General features: G+C 70.7%; 18 protein-coding genes and 1 pseudogene. 9 read left to right on the top strand and 10 right to left on the bottom strand.

Features of this window, described 5'->3' with window-relative positions; genetic code table 11:
- Positions 1–362: 362 nt before the first annotated feature.
- The 5 genes and pseudogenes from ACLZOT_RS06330 to ACLZOT_RS06310 form a co-directional block, all read left to right on the top strand.
- On the top strand, positions 363–2,966 hold the full coding sequence (locus ACLZOT_RS06330) for an ATP-binding protein (protein ID WP_416967729.1): 2,604 nt from the start codon (positions 363–365) through the stop codon (positions 2,964–2,966).
- Positions 2,963–3,469, top strand: a complete 507-nt coding sequence (locus tag ACLZOT_RS06325; protein WP_416967728.1) for a roadblock/LC7 domain-containing protein — start codon at positions 2,963–2,965, stop codon at positions 3,467–3,469. The genes ACLZOT_RS06330 and ACLZOT_RS06325 overlap by 4 nt, the downstream gene beginning before the upstream one ends.
- 39 nt (positions 3,470–3,508) lie before the next feature.
- Positions 3,509–3,937 carry a DUF742 domain-containing protein gene (locus ACLZOT_RS06320; protein ID WP_416967727.1) on the top strand — a complete coding sequence of 143 codons (429 nt, stop codon included), beginning with the start codon at positions 3,509–3,511 and terminating at the stop codon, positions 3,935–3,937.
- A complete protein-coding gene (locus tag ACLZOT_RS06315) occupies positions 3,924–4,523 on the top strand; it encodes a GTP-binding protein (protein WP_416967726.1) in 600 nt (199 codons plus the stop codon). Before ACLZOT_RS06320 ends, ACLZOT_RS06315 begins: the two co-directional genes overlap by 14 nt.
- Positions 4,524–4,610: 87 nt before the next feature.
- Positions 4,611–4,703: pseudogene (locus ACLZOT_RS06310) on the top strand (RidA family protein); the annotation flags it as partial.
- 49 nt (positions 4,704–4,752) lie between these two features.
- On the opposite strand, the gene ACLZOT_RS06305 reads toward ACLZOT_RS06310, so the two are convergent.
- From ACLZOT_RS06305 to ACLZOT_RS06295, 3 genes are read right to left on the bottom strand one after another with little or no spacing between them, the layout of a single operon-like run.
- The gene (locus ACLZOT_RS06305; protein WP_416967725.1) at positions 4,753–5,421 is read right to left on the bottom strand and encodes an ABC transporter permease; all 669 of its coding nucleotides are present in this window, start codon (positions 5,419–5,421) and stop codon (positions 4,753–4,755) included.
- Positions 5,418–6,125: an ABC transporter permease gene (locus ACLZOT_RS06300; RefSeq protein WP_416967724.1), complete on the bottom strand. Its 708-nt coding sequence runs from the start codon at positions 6,123–6,125 to the stop codon at positions 5,418–5,420. Before ACLZOT_RS06300 ends, ACLZOT_RS06305 begins: the two co-directional genes overlap by 4 nt.
- Positions 6,122–7,279: an ABC transporter ATP-binding protein gene (locus tag ACLZOT_RS06295; protein ID WP_416967723.1), complete on the bottom strand. Its 1,158-nt coding sequence runs from the start codon at positions 7,277–7,279 to the stop codon at positions 6,122–6,124. The genes ACLZOT_RS06300 and ACLZOT_RS06295 overlap by 4 nt, the downstream gene beginning before the upstream one ends.
- A gap of 262 nt (positions 7,280–7,541) precedes the next feature.
- Between ACLZOT_RS06295 and ACLZOT_RS06290 the strand changes: the two genes are divergently transcribed.
- Complete coding sequence (locus ACLZOT_RS06290; protein ID WP_416967722.1) at positions 7,542–9,491, top strand: ArnT family glycosyltransferase; 1,950 nt, start codon at positions 7,542–7,544, stop codon at positions 9,489–9,491.
- Between the two features lie 60 nt (positions 9,492–9,551).
- Here ACLZOT_RS06290 and ACLZOT_RS06285 read toward each other — a convergent pair whose 3' ends face one another.
- The 4 genes from ACLZOT_RS06285 to ACLZOT_RS06270 all read right to left on the bottom strand — a co-directional run bounded on the left by ACLZOT_RS06285 (position 9,552) and on the right by ACLZOT_RS06270 (position 12,640).
- Positions 9,552–9,743, bottom strand: a complete 192-nt coding sequence (locus ACLZOT_RS06285) for a hypothetical protein (protein ID WP_416967721.1) — start codon at positions 9,741–9,743, stop codon at positions 9,552–9,554.
- 118 nt (positions 9,744–9,861) lie between these two features.
- On the bottom strand, positions 9,862–10,584 hold the full coding sequence (locus tag ACLZOT_RS06280) for an FAD:protein FMN transferase (RefSeq protein ID WP_416967720.1): 723 nt from the start codon (positions 10,582–10,584) through the stop codon (positions 9,862–9,864).
- 3 nt (positions 10,585–10,587) lie between these two features.
- The gene (locus ACLZOT_RS06275; protein ID WP_416967719.1) at positions 10,588–11,283 is read right to left on the bottom strand and encodes an FMN-binding protein; all 696 of its coding nucleotides are present in this window, start codon (positions 11,281–11,283) and stop codon (positions 10,588–10,590) included.
- Positions 11,284–11,293: 10 nt separating this feature from the next.
- Positions 11,294–12,640, bottom strand: a complete 1,347-nt coding sequence (locus ACLZOT_RS06270) for a ferric reductase-like transmembrane domain-containing protein (RefSeq protein ID WP_416967718.1) — start codon at positions 12,638–12,640, stop codon at positions 11,294–11,296.
- Between the two features lie 151 nt (positions 12,641–12,791).
- Between ACLZOT_RS06270 and ACLZOT_RS06265 the strand changes: the two genes are divergently transcribed.
- Together ACLZOT_RS06265 and ACLZOT_RS06260 are read left to right on the top strand one after the other, a co-directional pair.
- Positions 12,792–13,484 (top strand): response regulator transcription factor, encoded by a 693-nt coding sequence (locus ACLZOT_RS06265; RefSeq protein ID WP_416967717.1) that lies wholly within the window; start codon positions 12,792–12,794, stop codon positions 13,482–13,484.
- Positions 13,481–14,917: a sensor histidine kinase gene (locus tag ACLZOT_RS06260; protein WP_416967716.1), complete on the top strand. Its 1,437-nt coding sequence runs from the start codon at positions 13,481–13,483 to the stop codon at positions 14,915–14,917. The genes ACLZOT_RS06265 and ACLZOT_RS06260 overlap by 4 nt, the downstream gene beginning before the upstream one ends.
- Here the strand turns inward: ACLZOT_RS06260 and ACLZOT_RS06255 are convergent.
- The 3 genes from ACLZOT_RS06255 to ACLZOT_RS06245 all read right to left on the bottom strand — a co-directional run bounded on the left by ACLZOT_RS06255 (position 14,859) and on the right by ACLZOT_RS06245 (position 17,510).
- On the bottom strand, positions 14,859–15,473 hold the full coding sequence (locus ACLZOT_RS06255; RefSeq protein ID WP_416967715.1) for an AAA family ATPase: 615 nt from the start codon (positions 15,471–15,473) through the stop codon (positions 14,859–14,861). The two genes, ACLZOT_RS06260 and ACLZOT_RS06255, sit on opposite strands and share 59 nt — an antisense overlap.
- Positions 15,470–16,762 carry an MFS transporter gene (locus ACLZOT_RS06250; RefSeq protein WP_416967714.1) on the bottom strand — a complete coding sequence of 431 codons (1,293 nt, stop codon included), beginning with the start codon at positions 16,760–16,762 and terminating at the stop codon, positions 15,470–15,472. The genes ACLZOT_RS06255 and ACLZOT_RS06250 overlap by 4 nt, the downstream gene beginning before the upstream one ends.
- Before the next feature lie 100 nt (positions 16,763–16,862).
- Positions 16,863–17,510, bottom strand: coding sequence for a bifunctional 4-hydroxy-2-oxoglutarate aldolase/2-dehydro-3-deoxy-phosphogluconate aldolase (locus ACLZOT_RS06245; protein ID WP_416967713.1), 648 nt, complete (start codon positions 17,508–17,510; stop codon positions 16,863–16,865).
- 107 nt (positions 17,511–17,617) lie between these two features.
- Here ACLZOT_RS06245 and ACLZOT_RS06240 point away from each other — a divergent pair, with 107 nt between their 5' ends.
- Positions 17,618–18,409 carry a DeoR/GlpR family DNA-binding transcription regulator gene (locus tag ACLZOT_RS06240; RefSeq protein ID WP_416967712.1) on the top strand — a complete coding sequence of 264 codons (792 nt, stop codon included), beginning with the start codon at positions 17,618–17,620 and terminating at the stop codon, positions 18,407–18,409.
- Positions 18,410–18,657: the final 248 nt, after the last annotated feature.

The following is an 18,657-nucleotide window of genomic DNA, read 5'->3' as shown; positions in this document are numbered from 1 at the left end:
CGATACGCCTGAAGGCCCCTCGAATGAGGGTCACTCGATCCAAGCCAGCCAGTTCTTGGGCAGTCAAGAGGAGTTGTGTAAACGGTTGGCTTCGATTTCCGCGGCTCCGCTTGTCATTCCGCTTGCGTACGTGGCTGGTTGTGGTCGGCGGCGCTTCGTAATGGATTCTTGACCCAGGGCGATGTGCCCGTGCCTTCACGGAAGCGATAGCCTCGCGGCAGTCGGCGTCGATCACCCATCGGTCACGCAGCGGTACGTTTCGGTCGCCGGCCCGATCGGAGTCGATCCGCATCAGGGACCGATCGGAACCGGCCATCCGTGTGCGTCGCGCGCGGTGCACCACCCGCCATGAAGGAGGCCCGGTGTCCACGAACGAGGTGGACGCGCCCGCCAGTCCGGCGTCAGCGCCTGCCCGGTCGGCACCAGCGCCCACCCGTGGGAGGCTGCGGGCCCTCGCCGACCGGTGGCCCTTCCAGCGCAAGCTGAACGTCCTGGTGGGCGTGCCGCTGGCGGTGATCGCCGTTCTGCTGACGTACGTCATCACCGACCTCGTCCAGGAGTCGACCCGGGCCGAGGACGCCGCGCAGTTGGTGCGTGACAGTTCCCAAGTGGCCGAACTGGTCTCGCTGGTGGAGGCCGAGCACCAGCAGGCGATCCTGCTGTCGGTGCGTCACGAGGCGTCCTTCGACGGCGGCACCCCCTCGACCGACCCCTACCGGGTGGCGCAGGTCAAGGTGGACGAGCAGGTGACGAAGGTGCGTTCCGCCTTCGGCGACCGGCTGCCGGCGGGCGAGGCGCAGGCGCTGCGCGAGATCGAGGGCCTCGGGGGCCTCAGGTCGACGATCGAGCAGGGCTATCTGCCCGCCGACAACATCGACCCGGCGTACACGGGCGCGGCGCGCGGCCTCATCGACGGCCTGGGCCTGGACCGCAACTCGGCGCTGGCGACGACGTTCACCGGCAACCTGCTGGACTCCCTGCTGCGCGCGGACGCGGCGCACGGCGCCTACGAGACCGGCGTGTTCTCGGCGCTGACCGGCGACAGCAACGCGCTCATCGAGTTCACCGGCGCGGTCGGCGCCTACGAGCTGTACACGTACCAGACGCAGCGGTTCAACCGGTTCGCGTCCGCCGCGCAGGCGGACGAGCTCGGCGGTATCGAGCACAACGCGGCACAGGCCGCCATCGACCAGCACTACGCCGAACTCGCCGTCGACCCCAGCTCGTTGCAGGCGACGACCACCGCCGACCTGCGCGCCTCGCTGCGCAACGCGCTCGGCACGTACGGCGACTTCCAGCAGCAGGCCGACAACCGGCTGAAGATCACCGACTCGTTGATCGGCCAGATCGCCGACCGCGCGGAGGACACCGCGAGCAGCGCCCGCTGGCGGGTGACGCTGCTGCTGAACCTCGCGGTGATCGGGTTCATCCTGTGGATCGCGTTCTCGGTGCTGGTGCGCCGCTCGGTCGTACGGCCGGTGCTGGCGCTGACCGGGGCCGCGCGCGAGGTCGCCGACGTCGCCGGACGCGAGCTGGCCCGGGTCGCGGACGACGACGCGGAGGAGAGCGGTTCGCCCCGGCTGCGGGAGCTGCCGGTCACGGCGGACGACGAGATCGGTGAACTCGCCGAGGCGTTCAACAACGTCCAGACCACGGCGGCGGCGCTGCTTGAGCGTCAGGTGCTCAGCCGCCGCAACGTCGCCGAGATGTTCGGCAACGTGGGGCGCCGCGTCAGCAACCTGACGACCCGTCAGCTCACGCTGATCGACGCGGTGGAGCGCGGCGAGACCGACCCGGCGCTGCTTGAGCGGCTGTACTCCATCGACCACATCGCCGTACGTCTGCGCCGCAACGCCGACAGCCTGATGCTGCTGGCCGGTATCCGCGAGACGGTCCTCGACTCGGGGCCGACCGCGCTCACCAACGTCGTACGGGCCGCGCTCGGCCAGATCGAGGGCTACCAGCGCGTCGAGCTGCGCGCGGCCTCCGAGGTGATGGTCGAGCCGGACATCATCGGCGACCTGACGCTGATGGTGGCCGAACTGCTGGAGAACGCGGTGCTGTTCTCGCCCGCCGACTCCGCCGTCGAGGTCGCCGTCCGCACGCACTCCGAGGGCGCGTCCATCACGGTCGTCGACCACGGGCTCGGGATGAGCGCCGAGCGGCTCGCCGAGGAGAACGCCCGGCTGGTGCGGCGCGAGCGCCTCGACCTCGTCCCGACGAAGGTGCTCGGCCTGTTCGTGGTCGGCGCCCTCGCGCGGCGCTGGGAGATCGAGGTCGTCCTCTCACGGACGCCCGGTGGAGGGGTGACCGCCGAGGTGGCGCTCCCCTCGACCCTGCTGCTGACGCTGAGCGGCGAGGAGCCGCCGCCGGTCGTCGAGACGGTCGCGCACAAGTCCCTGGTTTCCGGCGGGAGTCCGGGGGCAGGCGGCGAAGAGGCGGGACGAGCGAGCACGGAGAGGGCTGTGGGGACGGACGACGCAGACGCTGCACGACCGGCTCCCCCGGCCCCGCCCGGCAACGACGCCGGTCACCAGGCGGAGGACCCCCCGCTGCCCCGCCGTACAGCACCACCCACCGACGAACCCGCCCCCTTCATCCCGCGTGCCCGCTCGGAGGAGCCCCCCGCTCCCGCCGACGGTCCGCGGCCGCTGAAGCGGCGGGTGCGGGGCGCGACGCTGCGGACGACGGTGGACGCCGCCGCCCAGTCCGCGCGCCGGACCTCGCGCCCCGCCGACGCGGACGCCGTGCGGGACGCGCTGGACGAGTTCGAGGAGGCGGTGGCCCGCGCGAACGCCGATACGGCGGAGACGACGGCCCCCTTCACCGACGGGGGAGGCTCCGGGGACAATGGCCCGGAGCAGAAAGCGATTGCGCACGACGATGTGCCGAGCCGCCGACCCCCCACCGACGACCGGAACCCCACGCACCACCAGAACCACCTTCCGGAAGGAGCCGAGCAGTGAGCACGTCGACAGGTGACACCCCCGCGGGTGAGGCCACGCCGACCGATCTGCGGGCCGCCGCAGCCGATTTCACCTGGCTGCTCAACCGTTTCGCCACCGAGACCGCGGGCGTCGTCGACGCCATCGCCGTGTCCTCGGACGGACTGCTGATAGCCGTCTCGGAGCTGCGTGAGCACGCGGACTCCGAACGGCTCGCGGCGATCGTCTCCGGCATCACCTCGCTGGCCGCCGGGGCCTCCGGCAACTACGGTCTGGGCGGGCTGAACAAGGTCATCATCGACCTGGAGGGCGGCCATGTGCTGGTCTCCGCGGTCGGCAGCGGCGCCGTCCTCGGCGTCGTCACCGACAAGGAGGCGAAGCTCGGCAACATCGCCTACGAGATGACGGTGTTCGCCAACCGGGCGGGCGGCGCGCTCAGCCCGCAACTGGTGCTGGAGCTGAAGAACACCGTGGGCGCCGCCAAGCAGAGCCAGCAGGGCCGACGGCCCAGCCGGACGCGCTGACGGACCGGCCGGTACGCCAGAAGAGAAGAGCAGGCGAAGATGGCGGACGGGCGCACCCCGCAGGGCGCCGGAGAGGACGGCGCGGCGCGTCCGCCCTCCGCCGTGCGGCCCTTCCTGGTCACCGCCGGCCGGGTGGCCGGGGCGGCCGCCTCCGCGCGGGCGATGCCCGTGGAGACGCAGGTCGTCGCCACGGCGGGCGGCCTCGACGTCCTCGACCGGCTCTCCTTCGAACGGCACGACATCGTCGCCGCCTGCCGCCGCCCGCAGTCCATCGCGGAGATCGCGGCGCGGCTGCGGCTGCATCTGAACGTGGTGCGGGTCCTCGCCGAGGATCTGCGCCAGGCGGGGCATCTGACGGTGCACGTGCCCGACTCCGGCGCGATCCACGACGCGTCCGTCCTGCGCAGGGTTATCGATGGCCTGCGGGCCATCCCCGACTCCCGGGGGGTACTCCGTGACTCCGACTGAACCGTTCACCAGCGCCGCGGGCGCGGTCGCCGTCGAACGGCCGCCGCTGCCGGTCAAGCTGGTGATCGCGGGCGGCTTCGGGGTGGGCAAGACCACCGCCGTCGGCTCGATCTCCGAGATCGAGCCGCTCACCACCGAGGCGGCGATCACCGAAGTGGCGGCGGGAGTCGACGACCTCTCCCACACGCCGCGCAAGACCACGACCACGGTCGCGATGGACTTCGGCTGCATCACCATCGACCCGACCCTGAAGCTCTACCTGTTCGGCACGCCCGGCCAGGAGCGCTTCGGGTTCATGTGGGACGACATCGTCGAGGGCGCGGTGGGCGGCCTCGTCATCGTCGACACCCGCCGCCTGGACGACTGCTACGCCGCCGTCGACTACTTCGAGCACCGCCAGATCCCCTTCGCGGTCGCCATCAACGCCTTCGACGGCAAGGTCGAACACACCCTGGACGAGGTCCGCTGGGCCCTCGACGTCACCGACGGCGTCCCCCTCCTGGTCTTCGACGCCCGCGAACGGGGCTCGGTACGGGACGCGTTGCTGATCGTCCTGGAACAGGCGCTGGCACGCACGGAGGGCTGACGGCACGGAATCGCCGGGCGGGGTACGGGGGTTGGCCCGGTCATGAGCAGTGATACCCGTACGATCACCAACCCGCCCGCGCTCCACGACCCGACCCCGGCGCAGACGTTGAGCGGGGTCGCCGAGCTGGCGCTGCCGGGGATGCTGTTCGAGGTCGACGCCATCGCCGTACGGCCCTGAAACGACGGGAGGGCGGTGCTCTCGGCACCGCCCTCCCTCAATGCAGCCGTCACGCGCTCCTGCGCACCCCCGGCGACACCGCGAACCGCGCGACCGCCCAGAACAGGCCGAGCGTGGCCAGCGCCATGAAGGCGACCAGTGTCGCGCCGCCCACGACCTTCTCGTAGTCGTGCTGGTAGAGCCCGTCGATGATGAAGCGCCCGAGGCCGCCGAGCCCGACGTACGCGGCGATGGTCGCGGTGGACACGATCTGGATGGCGGCGGACCGCACCCCGCTGAGGATCAGGCCCAGGGCGACGGGGAGTTCGACGCGGAAGAGGATCTCCGCCTCGCCCATGCCCATCCCCCGGGCCGCGTCGACGGGCGCCGGGTCCACCGACCGCATCGCCTCGTACGTCGTGACGAGGACCGGCGGCACGGCGAGGACGACGAGCGGGATCATCACCGGCAGCATCCCGAAGCCGAGGATCATCGTCGCGAGGACGAGCAGCCCGAACGTCGGCAGCGCACGGGCGGCGGTCGCGACGAACGCGAGCGCGTTGCCGCCCCGCCCGTAGTGCCCGGTGACCAGCCCGATCGGCAGTCCGATGAGGACGGCGAACCCGAGCGCCTCCAGCGAGTACTGGACGTGCTCCCACAGCCGCGCCGGAATGCCCGCGTAGCCGCTCCAGTTGGCGTCGTTCTCGAAGAAGTTGCTGATGTAGTGCAGGACGTTCACCGGACGGCGTCCTCCAGTGCGGCGGGAACCGCCTCGGGCCTCGGACGGCGCGAGCCGCTCTTCGGCATCCACGGCGTGAGCAGGGTACGCAGTCCGACCAGCAGCGCGTCGACGATCACCGCGAGCGCGGCCGACGTCAGCACCGAGTTCCAGGCCAGTTCGGGGCGGTTGTAGATGTTCGCGTCGTGCAGCAGGTTGCCCAGCGCGCCCTGGTTGCCGATGAGCGTGCCGACGCTGACGAGGGAGATGCTGGAGGCGACGGCGACCCGCAGCCCGGCGATGATCGCGGGCACGGCGATCGGCAACTGCACCTGGACGTACCGGCGTACGGGCCCGAAGCCCATCGCGGTGGCCGCCGCGAGCGTCTCCTGCGGCACCGACCGGACCGCCTCGACGATCGCCGGGACGAGGACGACGAGGCTGTAGACCGTGAGCGGGATCATCACCGTCAGCTCGGTCATGCCGGTGTAGTCGATGAGGACGACGAAGAAGGCGAGCGACGGGATGGCGTACAGCACGGTCGTCACCCAGAGAACCGGCGGATACAGCCACTTGAGCCGTACGCAGAGCTGCCCGAGCGGCAGCGCGATGACGAGCCCGGCGAGGACCGGGAGCAGCGCCTCGCGCAGGTGGAGGCCGATGAGGCCGAGCCAGCTGTGCTGGAGGTCGCTGGGGATGTCGAAGAAGCCGTCGAAGTAGCTCACTTGAGGACCTTCGGCTCCGAGACGGTGCCCGAGCCGGCGCTCTCCTCGTGCGCCCCCCGGATCGCCTCCCCGATGACTTGCTGCGACACGACTCCGGCGACCCGTCCCTCCCCGTCCACGCCGACCGCCCACCCCGTCGGCGAGAGGACGGCGCAGTCGAGCGCGGCCCGCAGGGAGTCGGTGCCGGCGGTGAACGGCCGCCCGCAGGACACGAGTCGGCCGGCGTCGATCTCCCCCGCGACCAGTTTGCCGGGCTCACCCCAGCCGAGCGGCTTGCCGTCCATGCCGGTCACGAGGAGGTACGGCGCCCCCGCGTTCAGCGCCGTCTTCGCCGCCGCCGCGAGCTGCTCGGTGCTGGAGTCCACGGCCACGACCGGGCCGGTGAGCAGCTCCAGTCCCTCGGCGGGGAAGAAGGACAGCCGCCGGATGCCCCGGTCGGCGCCGAGGAAGTCCTCGACGAACGCGTCGGCGGGGTGGGAGAGCAGCTCGGCCGGCGGCGCGAACTGGGCGAGCTTGCCGCCCGTCCGCAGCACGGCGACCATCGTGCCGAGTTTCACGGCCTCGTCGATGTCGTGGGTGACGAAGACGATCGTCTTGCCCAGCTCGCCCTGGATGCGCAGGAGTTCGTCCTGAAGACCCTTGCGGACGACGGGGTCGACGGCGGAGAACGGCTCGTCCATGAGCAGGACCGGCGGGTCGGCGGCGAGCGCGCGGGCCACGCCGACGCGCTGCTGCTGGCCGCCGGAGAGCTGGTACGGGTAGCGCTTGGCGAGCGTGGCGTCGAGGCCGACGCGGCTCATCAACTCCCGTGCGCGGTCCCGGGCTTCGGCCTTGCCGACACCCAACAGCCTCGGCACGGTCGCGATGTTGTCGAGGATCGTGCGGTGCTGGAAGAGGCCGGCGTTCTGGATGACGTAACCCATGCCCCGGCGCAGGGTGTTGACCGGCTGCTGACGCGTGTCCACGCCGTCGATGGAGATCGTGCCCTCGCTGGGCTCGACCATCCGGTTGATCATCCGCAGGGTGGTGGTCTTCCCGCAGCCCGAGGGGCCGACCAGGACGGTGATCGCGCGGTCCGGTATCTCCAGGGAGAGCCGGTCGACGGCCGTGGTGCCGTCCGGATACCGCTTGGTGACTGAATCTATCCGTATCAAAACGCCGAACACCCTTCGGGTCTGGCCGAATCAGCCCGTTGCCGACGCGTGTCGGGCCGTTGCGGGGAGAGTGTAGACCGCTTGTGTTGCATCTCTTCAACAGGTCCACCGGCTGAATTTCGCCATGCGGCGCGCGATCCGGCGAGCACCGCTGAGCGTCTGCCCCGAACCTCCTGTGGCACACCTGTGAGTCCGCTGATTCTCATGGTCCGCTCAGCGGCCCCTCAGGACGGCCCCAGACTCCGCGCCCAAGGTCAGCGACATGACGACCACCCTCGCCCCGCCCCCGACTCCCACCCGACACCGGGCGGCACCGCCCCCCGGCGACCCCCGCTGGGCGCGTCCCGCGTTCTGGTCGGTGCTGCTCCTCGCAGCCGTCCTCTACGCGTGGAACATGACGTCGATCAGCGGTAACTCCTTCTACAACGCGGCCGTCTACAGCGGCACGAAGAGCTGGAAGGCGTTCTTCTTCGGCGCGCTGGACTCGGGCAGCTTCATCACCGTCGACAAACCCCCCTTCGCGCTCTGGGTGATGGGCCTGTCGGCCCGCGTCTTCGGTTACGGCACCTGGCAGTTGGCGCTGCCGATGGCCGGACTCGGCGTCGGTTCGGTCGCGTTGCTGTACCGGCTCGTGAAGCGGGACTTCGGACCGGTCGCGGGGACGATCGCCGCCCTCGTGCTCGCCCTCACGCCGATCACGGTCGCGATCACCCGGGACACGAACCCGGACCCGGTCCTGGTGTTCCTGATGCTGCTGGGCGCGGCGGCGCTGCTGAAGGCGGTCCGCACGGGCCGGGCGATGCCGCTCGTGTGGTCCGGCGTGGCGATCGGGTTCGCGTTCAACACGAAGATGATGCAGGCGTACGTCGTCCTGCCCGCGTTCTTCCTGGTCTACCTCTGGGCGGCGCGCGGCGGCATCGGCCGGCGCCTGCGCAACCTGGCCGCCGGTACGGTCGCCCTGGTCGTCTCCAGCGCCTGGTGGATGGCCGTCGTCGACCTGATCCCCGCCTCCTCGCGGCCGTACATCGGCGGCTCGACCGACAACACCGTCTGGGACCTGGTCATCGGCTACAACGGCTTCGGCCGGATCTTCGGGGCGAGTTCGTCGGTCGGCTCGCAGGGCAACGGCGCGAGCTTCGGCGGCGAGGCGGGCCTGTACCGGATGTTCAACGAGATCATGGGCGGCCAGATCGCCTGGCTGATCCCCTTCGCGCTGGTCGCCCTGGCCGGCGGCCTGGTCCTGCGGGGCCGTGCGCCGCGTACGGACCCGCAGCGGGCCGCGCTGCTGCTGTGGGGCGGCTGGTTCGTCCTGCACTACCTGACGTTCGCCCTCGCGGAGGGGACGTTCCACCCCTACTACGTCACCGCCATGGCGCCCGGCATCGCGGCACTGGCCGGTGCGGGCGGGGTGCTGCTGTACAAGGCGTTCCGCGAGTCCGTGAAGTGGTCCTGGGTGCTGCCGACGGCGATCGCCGCGAGCACGGCCCTCGCGGTGGTCCTCCTGCACCGGGTCTCCGGAACCCTTTACACGGTCGCGGAGGCCGTGGCAGGAGTCGCCGGTACGGTCGCCGTCCTGGGCCTCCTGGCCGGCCGGTTCACCAAGCGGCACCGCCTGACGGTCCTCGCCTCCCTCACGGCGGTCGTCGCGCTCCTCGCCGGTCCGGCCGCGTACTCCGCGTCGGCGGCGACGTCGGCCACGAACGGCACGAACCCCACGGCGGGCCCGAGCACGGGCGGCATGGGCACGGGCGGCATGGGCGGGGGCGGCACGGGCGGGGGCCAACGTCCGAGCGGCACCGGCGGTCCGGGCACCAACTCCGGTGAGCGGCCCAGCGGTTCGGGCAACCAGGAAATGGGCGGGGCCGCATCCGGCGGCACCACCCAGGTCTCCTCCGCCATGATCACGTACCTCAAGAAGCACCAGGACGGCGCCACTTGGCTCGTCGCCGTGGCCACCGACCAGACCGCCTCCTCCATCATCCTGGAGTCCGGTGAGCCGGTGATCTCGATGGGCGGCTGGTCCGGCAGCGACAACGCGATGACCCTCGCCAAGCTCAAGTCCCTCGTGAAGTCAGGGAAGTTGCACTACATCGTCGTCAGCGACGGCGGCCAGGGCACCAACTCCGAGATCTCCACGTGGGTCAAGAAGAACGGCACGGCGGTGAGCGCGTACAGCGGCCTCTACCGACTGGACGCGTCGGACGTCAGCTGAGCCCCCGTACGGACGGGTGGGCCGCCGGAGTCGATCCGGCGGCCCACCCGTCTGCCGTACTCAGTCCCCGCCCCCACCACCACCGCCTCCGCAGGACGACCCCCCTCCGCAGGACGACCCGTCCCCGCAGCCGTCCCCGCCGTCGCCCCACCCCCCGCGCCGTCGCCTGCGCCGCGCCGGTGTCCGGGTGCCGAGCAGCCCCCCGAGCGCGAACATCAGGACCACCCCGACCACCACGATCCCCATACTCATCAGGAACTCCATCGCTTCTTCCCCCGTTCGACTCCGCCTGTGCGGCTGAGTGGTTGGGGGATGCCCCGCACCGACGGGACCCCAAGCGCGACTTGAGGAAGACCAGAGCCACGGAAGGCTAGGGGGCGATCGGCACCCCGTCCGTCCGCAGCACCTCGCCCCCCGGCAGCACGGCGAACACCTCGCACCCCGCCCGCCCGGCGGCCCACTCGACGCCCTCGCGGCCCATGGCGAAGGCGGCGGTGGCGACGGTGTCGGCCAGCGTCAGGGAGGCCGCGACGACGGTGAGGCTGTCGATCCCGGTGGCCGCCTTCCCCGTACGCCCGTCGATGATGTGGTCCCCGCGCTCGTACCGGGCGGAGGTGGCCACGGCCCCCTCGCTCAACTCCAGTACGGCGCACAGCTGATCGGCGGCCTCGGGATGCCGTACCCCGACCCGCCAGGGCCCGCCGCCGACGACGACGTCGCCCCCGGCGTTGAGGCAGAACCGCCGTACGCCCGCGCCGCTCAGCAGGTCGGCCGCGCGCTGCACGGACCAGCCCTTGACCACGGCGCAGGGGTCGAACTCCCGCCCGGGCAGCCGGACGTCGAAGGCGCCCCCGGTGGCGGCCCGGTACTCCTCGCACAGGCCGAGCACCTCGACGAGGTCCGCGCTCAGCTCGTCGTCGGTCAGCTCGCCCCGCCCGTACCGCGAGACCTCGCTGCCGGACTTGAACGGACTGAACCGTTCGTCGACCTCCCGCAGCCACGCGAAGACGGCGTCCCCGAGGCCCTCGGGGACGGTCTCGTCGTCGATCCGCAGCGAGACCGGAAACCCCATCACATGCTCGACCCGGTGCACAGCTCAGCCCTTCGCGTCGATCGCGGCCTGCAACGACTCCTTGTAGCCGTCACTGGTGATGGTCGCACCCGACACCGTGTCGATGTCCGCGCTCTGCGCTTCGAGCGTCTCGGCGATCAGCTTCGGCACGGCGGCCGTGGTCTGCGGATGGTTCGGCTGCTTCAGCATCTCGACGGCCGCGATCTTGTCGCCCTCGAAGGTGACCTGGACCTGGACGTCGCCCTTCTCGGTGCCGACGGTGGGTCCGGCGACGACCTTAGAAGCGGAAGCCGACGGCGTAGCAGCCGACTTGGCCGAAGCCGCAGCCGCGTCGAGCGCCGCCTGAAGCGACTTCTTGTACCCGTCACTGGTGATCGTCGCCCCGGACACCGTGTCGATGTCCGCGCTCTGCGCGCTCAGCGTCGAGGCAATGAGCTTCGGCACGGCGGCCGTGGTCTGCGGGTGGTCGGGCTGCTTCAGCATCTTGACGGCGCTGATCTTCCCGTCCTGGTACGTGATCTGTACCTGGACGTCGCCCTTCTCGGTGTTGACGGTCGTCCCGGCGAACACGGTCCCCGAAGTGGCGGACGGCGTGCTCGCGGAAGGCGCGGACGCCTCCGAGTTGCTGGACGACGAGGACGACTCGGCACCGGGCTCGTACCGGAAGACGGGGATCAGCCCGACAACGGACAGGACAAGAACAGGAATTGCTCGTTTCACGGTGTTTCTCTCATCCCGCCAGGCTGAAGCGCTCGAAGTGGATCTGCGGCTTGGGCACGTCGAGCTCGCGCAGGGTGCCGAGGACCGCGTTCATCATCGGGGGCGGCCCGCACAGGAAGACGTCCCGCTCGGCGATGTCCGGTACGAGCGCGGCGAGTTCGCGCGGGGCGAGCCGGTCGGGGACGGGCGGGCCGGTGACGAGGTGCAGCTCGGCGCCCTTGGCGTGGGCGAGTTCGCGCAGCTCGTCGTAGAGGACCGCGTCGCGCTCGGAGCCGACCCGGTAGATGACGATCGCGTGCCCGGTCAGGTCCTCCATGAGGGCGCGGATCGGGGTGACACCGACGCCGCCGGCGATGAGCAGCGCGTCGGTGCGGGTGCGGTGCAGCGCGGTGAACGCGCCGTAGGGGCCCTCGGCGAAGACGCGGGTGCCGGGCTTGATGTGGCGCAGTCCGGCCGAGCCGTCACCGGCCGCCTTGGCGGTGAGGCGCAGGCGCAGGCCGTCGGGGGCGGCGGACAGGGAGAAGGGGTTCGCCTGCCACCAGCGGTCCTTCGTCAGGAAGCGCCACAGGAAGAACTGGCCGGCCTGGGCGGGCATCTTGTCGAGGTCGCGGCCGGTGATGTGCACGGAGACGACGTTGTCGGACTCGGGGACGACCTCGGAGACGCGCAGCTGGTGGCGCCAGTTGCGCCACAGCGGCAGCACGAACCGGCCGAGCGCGACCGAGCCGAGGGCGGTGCCCCACAGGGTGTACCAGTACGCGGTCGCGGCGGAGGACGCCGTGAAGGTCGTACCGATGGCGACCTGGTGGGTGAAGGCGAGGACGACGGCGACGTACGTGTAGAGGTGGATGAAGTGCCAGGTCTCGTACGCGAGGCGGCGGCGGGCCCAGCGGGCGGAGGCGCCGCCGATGACCAGGATCAGGAACCAGGCGACGATCGCGCGCAGGACGCCTTCGGTGGTCTCGGCGAGGTTCACGATCTGGTTGACCGGGTCCATGGTTCCGGCGAGGTCGGCGTAGCCGAAGGCGATGAACACGACGTGCCCGACGAGCGTCCACAGGAGGCCGAAGCCGGTCCAGCGGTGCCAGTTGGTGAGGCGGTCCATGCCTATGCGGCGGTCGAGCCAGGGCAGGCGGGCGACCAGCAGGAGCTGGAAGGCCATGAACAGGGACGCGTACAGGCCGGTGAAGCGGCCGAGCACCATCAGCGCGTTGGAGCCGAAACCGGCGTCGGCGGCGAAGTAGGCGACGGCGGCGACGTTCGCGGCGAGTACGGCGTACAGGCCGGAGCGGGCCACCACTTTCGGACGGATACCCGTGGCGGCGGGCGTGGGGGGAGACTGCTGGACGGTCGTCACGGGCTGGGACTCCTCGATCGGGTTCTCAGGACATGAGCTTCGCCGTCGGGAGCTGTCGATATCCTGTCGTAACACTTTCAACTATTTATCGATCCAGGAGAGTGTCATTCGAGGGTCTCGTCTTGTCAGTGGCGTGGCGCACTATGAACGGGTGGAGAAAGTACGCCTGCTCGTCGTGGACGACGACCCGCCGATCGCCGACCTCGTGGCGACGGTCGCCCGCTACGAAGGCTGGGAGGCCGTGACGGCGAACTCCGGCGAGGACGCGCTGCGCCTGGCCGCCGAGTTCCAGCCGGACATCGTGGTGCTCGACCTGATGCTGCCCGACGTGGACGGCTTCGGGGTGCTCGACCGGCTGCGCCAGTCCGGGACGATGGTCCCTGTGGTGTTCCTCACAGCGCGTGACGGCGTCGCGGACCGTGTCGCCGGCCTCACCCGGGGTGGCGACGACTACCTGGTGAAACCGTTCGCCGTCGAGGAGCTGATGGCCCGCCTGCGGACGGTCCTGCGCCGCTCGGCGGGCCCCGGCTTCACCCGTTCGGTCCTCCAGGTCGCCGACCTCACGATGGACGAGGACACCCGCGAGGTCCGCCGCGCGGGCAAGCTCCTCACCCTCACCCCGACCGAGTACGAGGTGCTGCGCTACCTGATGCGCCGCTCCCCCACCGTCCTCACCAAGGCACAGATCCTCGACCACGTCTGGGAGTACGGCTTCGGCGGCCGCTCCAACGTCGTCGAGCTGGTCGTCAGCCGCCTGCGCCGCAAGCTCGACGCGACGGGCGACCCGCTGATCCACACCGTGCGCGGCTTCGGGTACGTCGTCCGCCGCCAGGCCGCCGAGTGATCGCGCGGCTGCGGCGGTCGTACGGCCGGATGCGGCTCGGTACGCGCCTGGCGCTCGGCCTCGGCGCGCTCGCCCTGGTCGTCTTCGCGGTCGTCGGCACCGCGCTCACGACCTACATGCGCGACTACCTCTCCACCCAGCTCGACACGCAGATCGCCCAGGCCCAGATCGCCCAGTCCAAGAACGTCGCCGACACCGGCAAGCTGACCGGCAAGAAGTACTGGAGCTGGTTCTACGCCGTCTACGACATCAAGGACGGCAAGCCCGAGCTGCGCAGACCCGAGGACCCGACCGACCTCCCGCAGGACGTCTCCGGTTTCACCGCCCTCGCCAAGGCCCAGGGCGGCTCCGCCGAGGAACTGCTGCGCACCGAGCACATCGACGACGTCGGCGACTACCGGCTGCGCGCCTGCGAGGTCGAGCCCGGTGTCGTCCTGATCAGCGCCGCGCCGCTGGACGACATCGACGACACCGTGCAGCGCCTGATCACGATCCAGGTCGTCGCCTTCGGGTTCGCGCTGCTCGTCCTCGTCGTCATAGGCCGCCGCCTGCTGCGACGCGGGCTCACGCCCCTCAGCGACATGGCCCACACCGCCCACGACATCGCCTCCCACGACCTCACGGACTCCGCGTCGCGGCTCCCCCTGCGCGCCGACGAGCGGGGCGGCGGGCCCGAGGTGGAGGAGCTGCGGACCGCGTTCAACACGATGCTGGAACACATCGACGACTCCCTCGCCGTCCGGGCGGAGGCCGAACAGCGGCTGCGTCGGTTCGTCGCCGACGCCTCGCACGAGCTGCGTACGCCGCTGATGTCCGTACGCGGGTACGCCGACCTCTTCCAGTACGCCGCCGCCAACGCGCCCGAGGAGCGGGACCGCCACCTCGCCCGCCTGCGCGCCGAGGCCGCGCGCATGGGGTTCCTCCTCGACGACCTGCTCCTCCTCGCCCGCCTCGACGCCGCCGAGGTGGAGGCACCGCTGCGGATGACCGAGGCGGATCTCGTCGAACTGGTGGAGCAGGCAGCCGACGCGTTCCGGGCGAGCCGTACGAAACATCCGCTGACGGTCCTTCCCGGGCCCCCGTCGCTGACCCTGCGGCTCGATCCGCAGCGGATCCGGCAGGTGCTGGACAACCTGCTGGCCAACGCGGCCGTGCACACGCCGGTCGGTACGGCCGTGTCCGTCGAGGTGCGGGTCGAAGGGGAGCTGGCGTCCGTACGGGTCGCCGACGAGGGGCCCGGGGTGCCTCCGGCGGACCGGGAGCGGGTCTTCGACCGGTTCTACCGGATCGACAAGGCCCGCAGCCGCGACCGGGGCGGCAGCGGACTGGGGCTGTCGGTGGCGCGATCCCTGGTGCGGGCGCACGGAGGGACGATCAGGCTGGCGGAGGAGGCGGGGAGGACGGTGTTCGTGGTGGAACTGCCCCTGAAATAAGGGCCCTTCGTACGGTCTCCTCGGTCACTCCGTCCGCACTGTTGTCGAACTCCACCCGTCGCGCCCCCTCCCAACGGCACAGGTTCGCCTGCGACTTGGCCCAGAACGCGGGCCAGTCGGCGAGCTTCGAGGCGTCCCGGGCCAAGCCCCGTGCTCTGATGCGGTCTTGGGCCGTCGCCTCGTCAACTCGTACGTGGACCACGACCGGTTCGACGCGGTCGGGCCAGCCGTGCCGGTCCGCTGCGGTTGTGAGGAAACCGGGGTCCGCGAAGTAGCTGCCGAACGGGGCGTCCAGGACCACCGAGCGGCCCACGGCGAGATTGTCCCGGGCCAGATCCAGGAGGGTCAGGTACTCCAACTCCCTTACCTCGGACAGGTAGTACGCGTTGCCGTCCCGGTCGTCCGGGTCCGTGCCGGCCGCCTTCAACAGCGCTTCCGTCAGCCTCGTGCACGCCGTGTCCTTGTCCAGGTGGGCCGCGCCGGTCAGCTTCGCCAGCAGGCGGGCCACGCTCGACTTGCCCGAGCCCGCGGGGCCGATGACGAAGTAGGCCCTCATCCCCGTGTGCCCTCAGGCTGCGTGTCCTTCACGAAGAACAGGTACGACATCCCCCCGACCAGCAGCAGGACCCCGCCCACCAGGAACACCAGGCTGTAGCTGTTCCCGGTCGCGTCGAGGATCGCCCCCGTGACGATCGGCGCGAGCGCGGCCCCCAGGAAGCCCCCGAAGTTCTGGATCGCCCCCAGCGAGGCGACCTGATGCGGCGCAGCCAGGTCCGAGGCCAGCGTCCACAGGCACCCCATCGGCACCTGCGCCGCGAAGTACCCGAGCGACAGCAGGGCCACGGCGAGGGGCGTGCTGTCGACGTACGCCACCGGCAGGACGGCCGCGGCCGCGAGGACGGCACCGCCGACGATCGGTACCTTGCGCGCGGTGACCGCCGGAAGCCCCCGCCGCACGAGCCGCCCCGACAGCACACCGCCGAACAGCACGCCCCCGATCCCGCACAGATACGGCAGCGAGGCCAGCCATCCCGTCTCCGCGAGGCTGAACCCCCGCGAGGTCTCCAAATAACTGGGCAGCCACGTCAGATACACCCACACCGTGTAGAAGATCCCGAACGCCCCCAGGATCATGAACCACGTGTTCCGCTGCCCGAACAACGCACCCCAACTGGCCTTCTTCTCCCCGCCCTTGACGGCCTCGGCGATCTCCTCCCCCCGAATCAGAGCCTGTTCCCTCAGCGACGGATCCCGGTAGACCCGCAGCCACACCAGCATCACAAAAATCCCGAGCGCCCCGACCACGAGGAACATCCCCCGCCAGCCGAAGGCGATCAACAGCGAGGTGAGCAGCGGCGGCGCGATCGCGTTCGCTATCTGGGACCCGGTGTTGACGACGGAAATGGGCAACGCCCGCTCTTCCTTGCCGAACCAACGCTCGTTGACCTTCAAACTGGCGGTGAAGAACGGCGATTCGGCGACGCCGAGGGCGACGCGGGCGGCGTAGAGAAGTCCGAAGCTGCTAGCGGCGGCGGTCACCATGGTCATCAACGACCACAGCCCCGCGGCCCAGGCATACATCTTCTTCGGCCCGAACTTGTCGACCAGATACCCAGCGGGCAGATTGGCGATGGCGTACGGCCACGAGAACGCGGCGAGCAACAGCCCCATCTCGGTCGAACTCAGCCCGAACTCACCGGAGATGGTGGTGTTGGCGACGCTGAGGGTAGCCCGATCAAGGTAGTTGACGATGCCCCCGACGACGAGCAGAGCAACGAAGGCCCAGCGGATGCGGAGGGAGGTGGAGGTCTTGACGGACGTGGGGACGAGCGATTCCTGAACCACGGGGACAACTCCTCGGGGACGAAAGGAGATGGGGCGACTACAGGTCTTTAGGGGCGCGGGGAACTGCGCGACCAGCCACAACGGCGCAGCAGACGAAGAACTAAGCCCGAGCCCCCTCAATCGCCCGCAACATCACCGAAGCCGCCTCAGTAACCCGGCGATAATCCCCATCCACACGAGCCGCCTTGGTCACAAAGCTCCCGACCCCCACCGCGACAACCCCCGCGTCGAACCACTCCTTCACGTTCTCCGGCGTAACCCCACCCGCCGGCATGACCGGCGCCTGCGGCAAGGGCGCCCGCACGGTCCGCACATACGCGGGCCCCCCGGAGAACTCCGCCGGAAACAGCTTCACGATGTCGGCCCCAGCCTCCATCGTCCGCACGATCTCCGTCGGTGTGAACGCCCCGCTGACAGTCACCGCCTGATACCGATTGGCAGCGGCGATCATCTCGGGCTCCAGATTGGGACTGACCAACAACCGAGCCCCAGCCTGGACACACGCGACCGCGGACCCCGCGTCCAGCACGGTCCCGGCCCCCACCAGCACCTCATCCCCGTACCGAGAAGCCAGCGTGGAGATCACCCCCAACGCCCCCGGCACGGACAACGTGATCTCCAGCGCCCGAACCCCACCCTCGATGGCGGCCTCGGACACGGCGAGGGCCTCGTCCGCACTGTCGAGCCGGACGATCAGCAGCGCACCCGTACGGGTGATCGACTCCAGAGCCGTAAACTTGGTTCCCATGGCGGCACACGCTAGAACACGGATTCACACGATGTCACGAGTCAGGACGCCGAATTTTTCCCGGCTAGGCTGCTGAACGCGCGCCGTACAGAAGCCGAGGAGACCCAGTGAGCCCAGCGGGCAAGGCCCCCTTGATCCCCGAGCAGCGTCACCAGGAGCTGTTGCGGCTGCTGCGCGCGAGCGGGGTGCTGAGCATCCGTGACCTGACGTCGGCGCTGGACGTCTCGCACATGACGGTCCGCCGGGACATCGCGGCGCTGGAGCGGACGGGCCTGGTGGTGTCGGTGCAGGGCGGCGTGCGCCTCGCCGAACGCGCCGGGCACGCGCCCCCGAGGGAGCGGTCGACGCGGGCGGCGCTGGAGATCCCCCGCAAGCAGGCGATAGCGGAGCGCGCGGCGTCGCTGGTCGCGGACGACATGGTGGTCTATCTGGACGCGGGGACGACGTGCCAGTCGGTCGTCCCGTTCCTGGCGGCGCGCAGCGGTCTCACGGTCGTGACGAACGACCTGCACGCGGCGCTGGCCCTGTTCGGCCAGCCCGTGCACATCGTGCACACCGGCGGCGAGGTCGACCCGGCGAGCGCGGCGGGCGGCGGCCCCCTCGCGGCCCGCGTGATCGAGGGGATCAACATCGACCTGTGCCTCCTGGGCGCGGGCGCCTGGGACCTGGCGCACGGCGTGACCAGCCACTCCACGGACAAGGTCCTGCTGAAGCAGGCGGTGATCCGGGCGTCGGGCGCGGTGGCGCTGCTCGCGGACAGCACGAAGTGGGGCTCCACGGAACGCTTCACGGTGACGCCGCTGGACCGGCTGGACAGCGTGGTGACGGACACGGACCTCCCCGACGAGGTCGCGGCGCGGATCGAGGAGGAGGGCCCGGCGGTGCTGCGGGCGGGCTGACCCCCCGGCCAGAACCCCGGCCTGTCCCCCGACTCCCGGCGAGTCAAGGCGAGTCGTGCCACACGCCCACCGCTGAACCGTCCGCCCTCAGAAACCGTAAGAGAGTGCGACAGGACCGTCGTACCGGGATGAGCGGCGGTCACCCTGGGCAGAACTCACCCAACCGACCCGACGACCTCCTCCCGGCCCATCCCCGAGTCGCCCCTCCGCCCGCACCTCGTAGGCTCCCGGCCACCGCACCGTCACAC

The organism is Streptomyces sp. 4F14 (genome assembly GCF_048159485.1).
In the GTDB taxonomy this organism is placed as follows: domain Bacteria; phylum Actinomycetota; class Actinomycetes; order Streptomycetales; family Streptomycetaceae; genus Streptomyces.
This window is presented reverse-complemented; position numbering and strand designations above follow the sequence as displayed.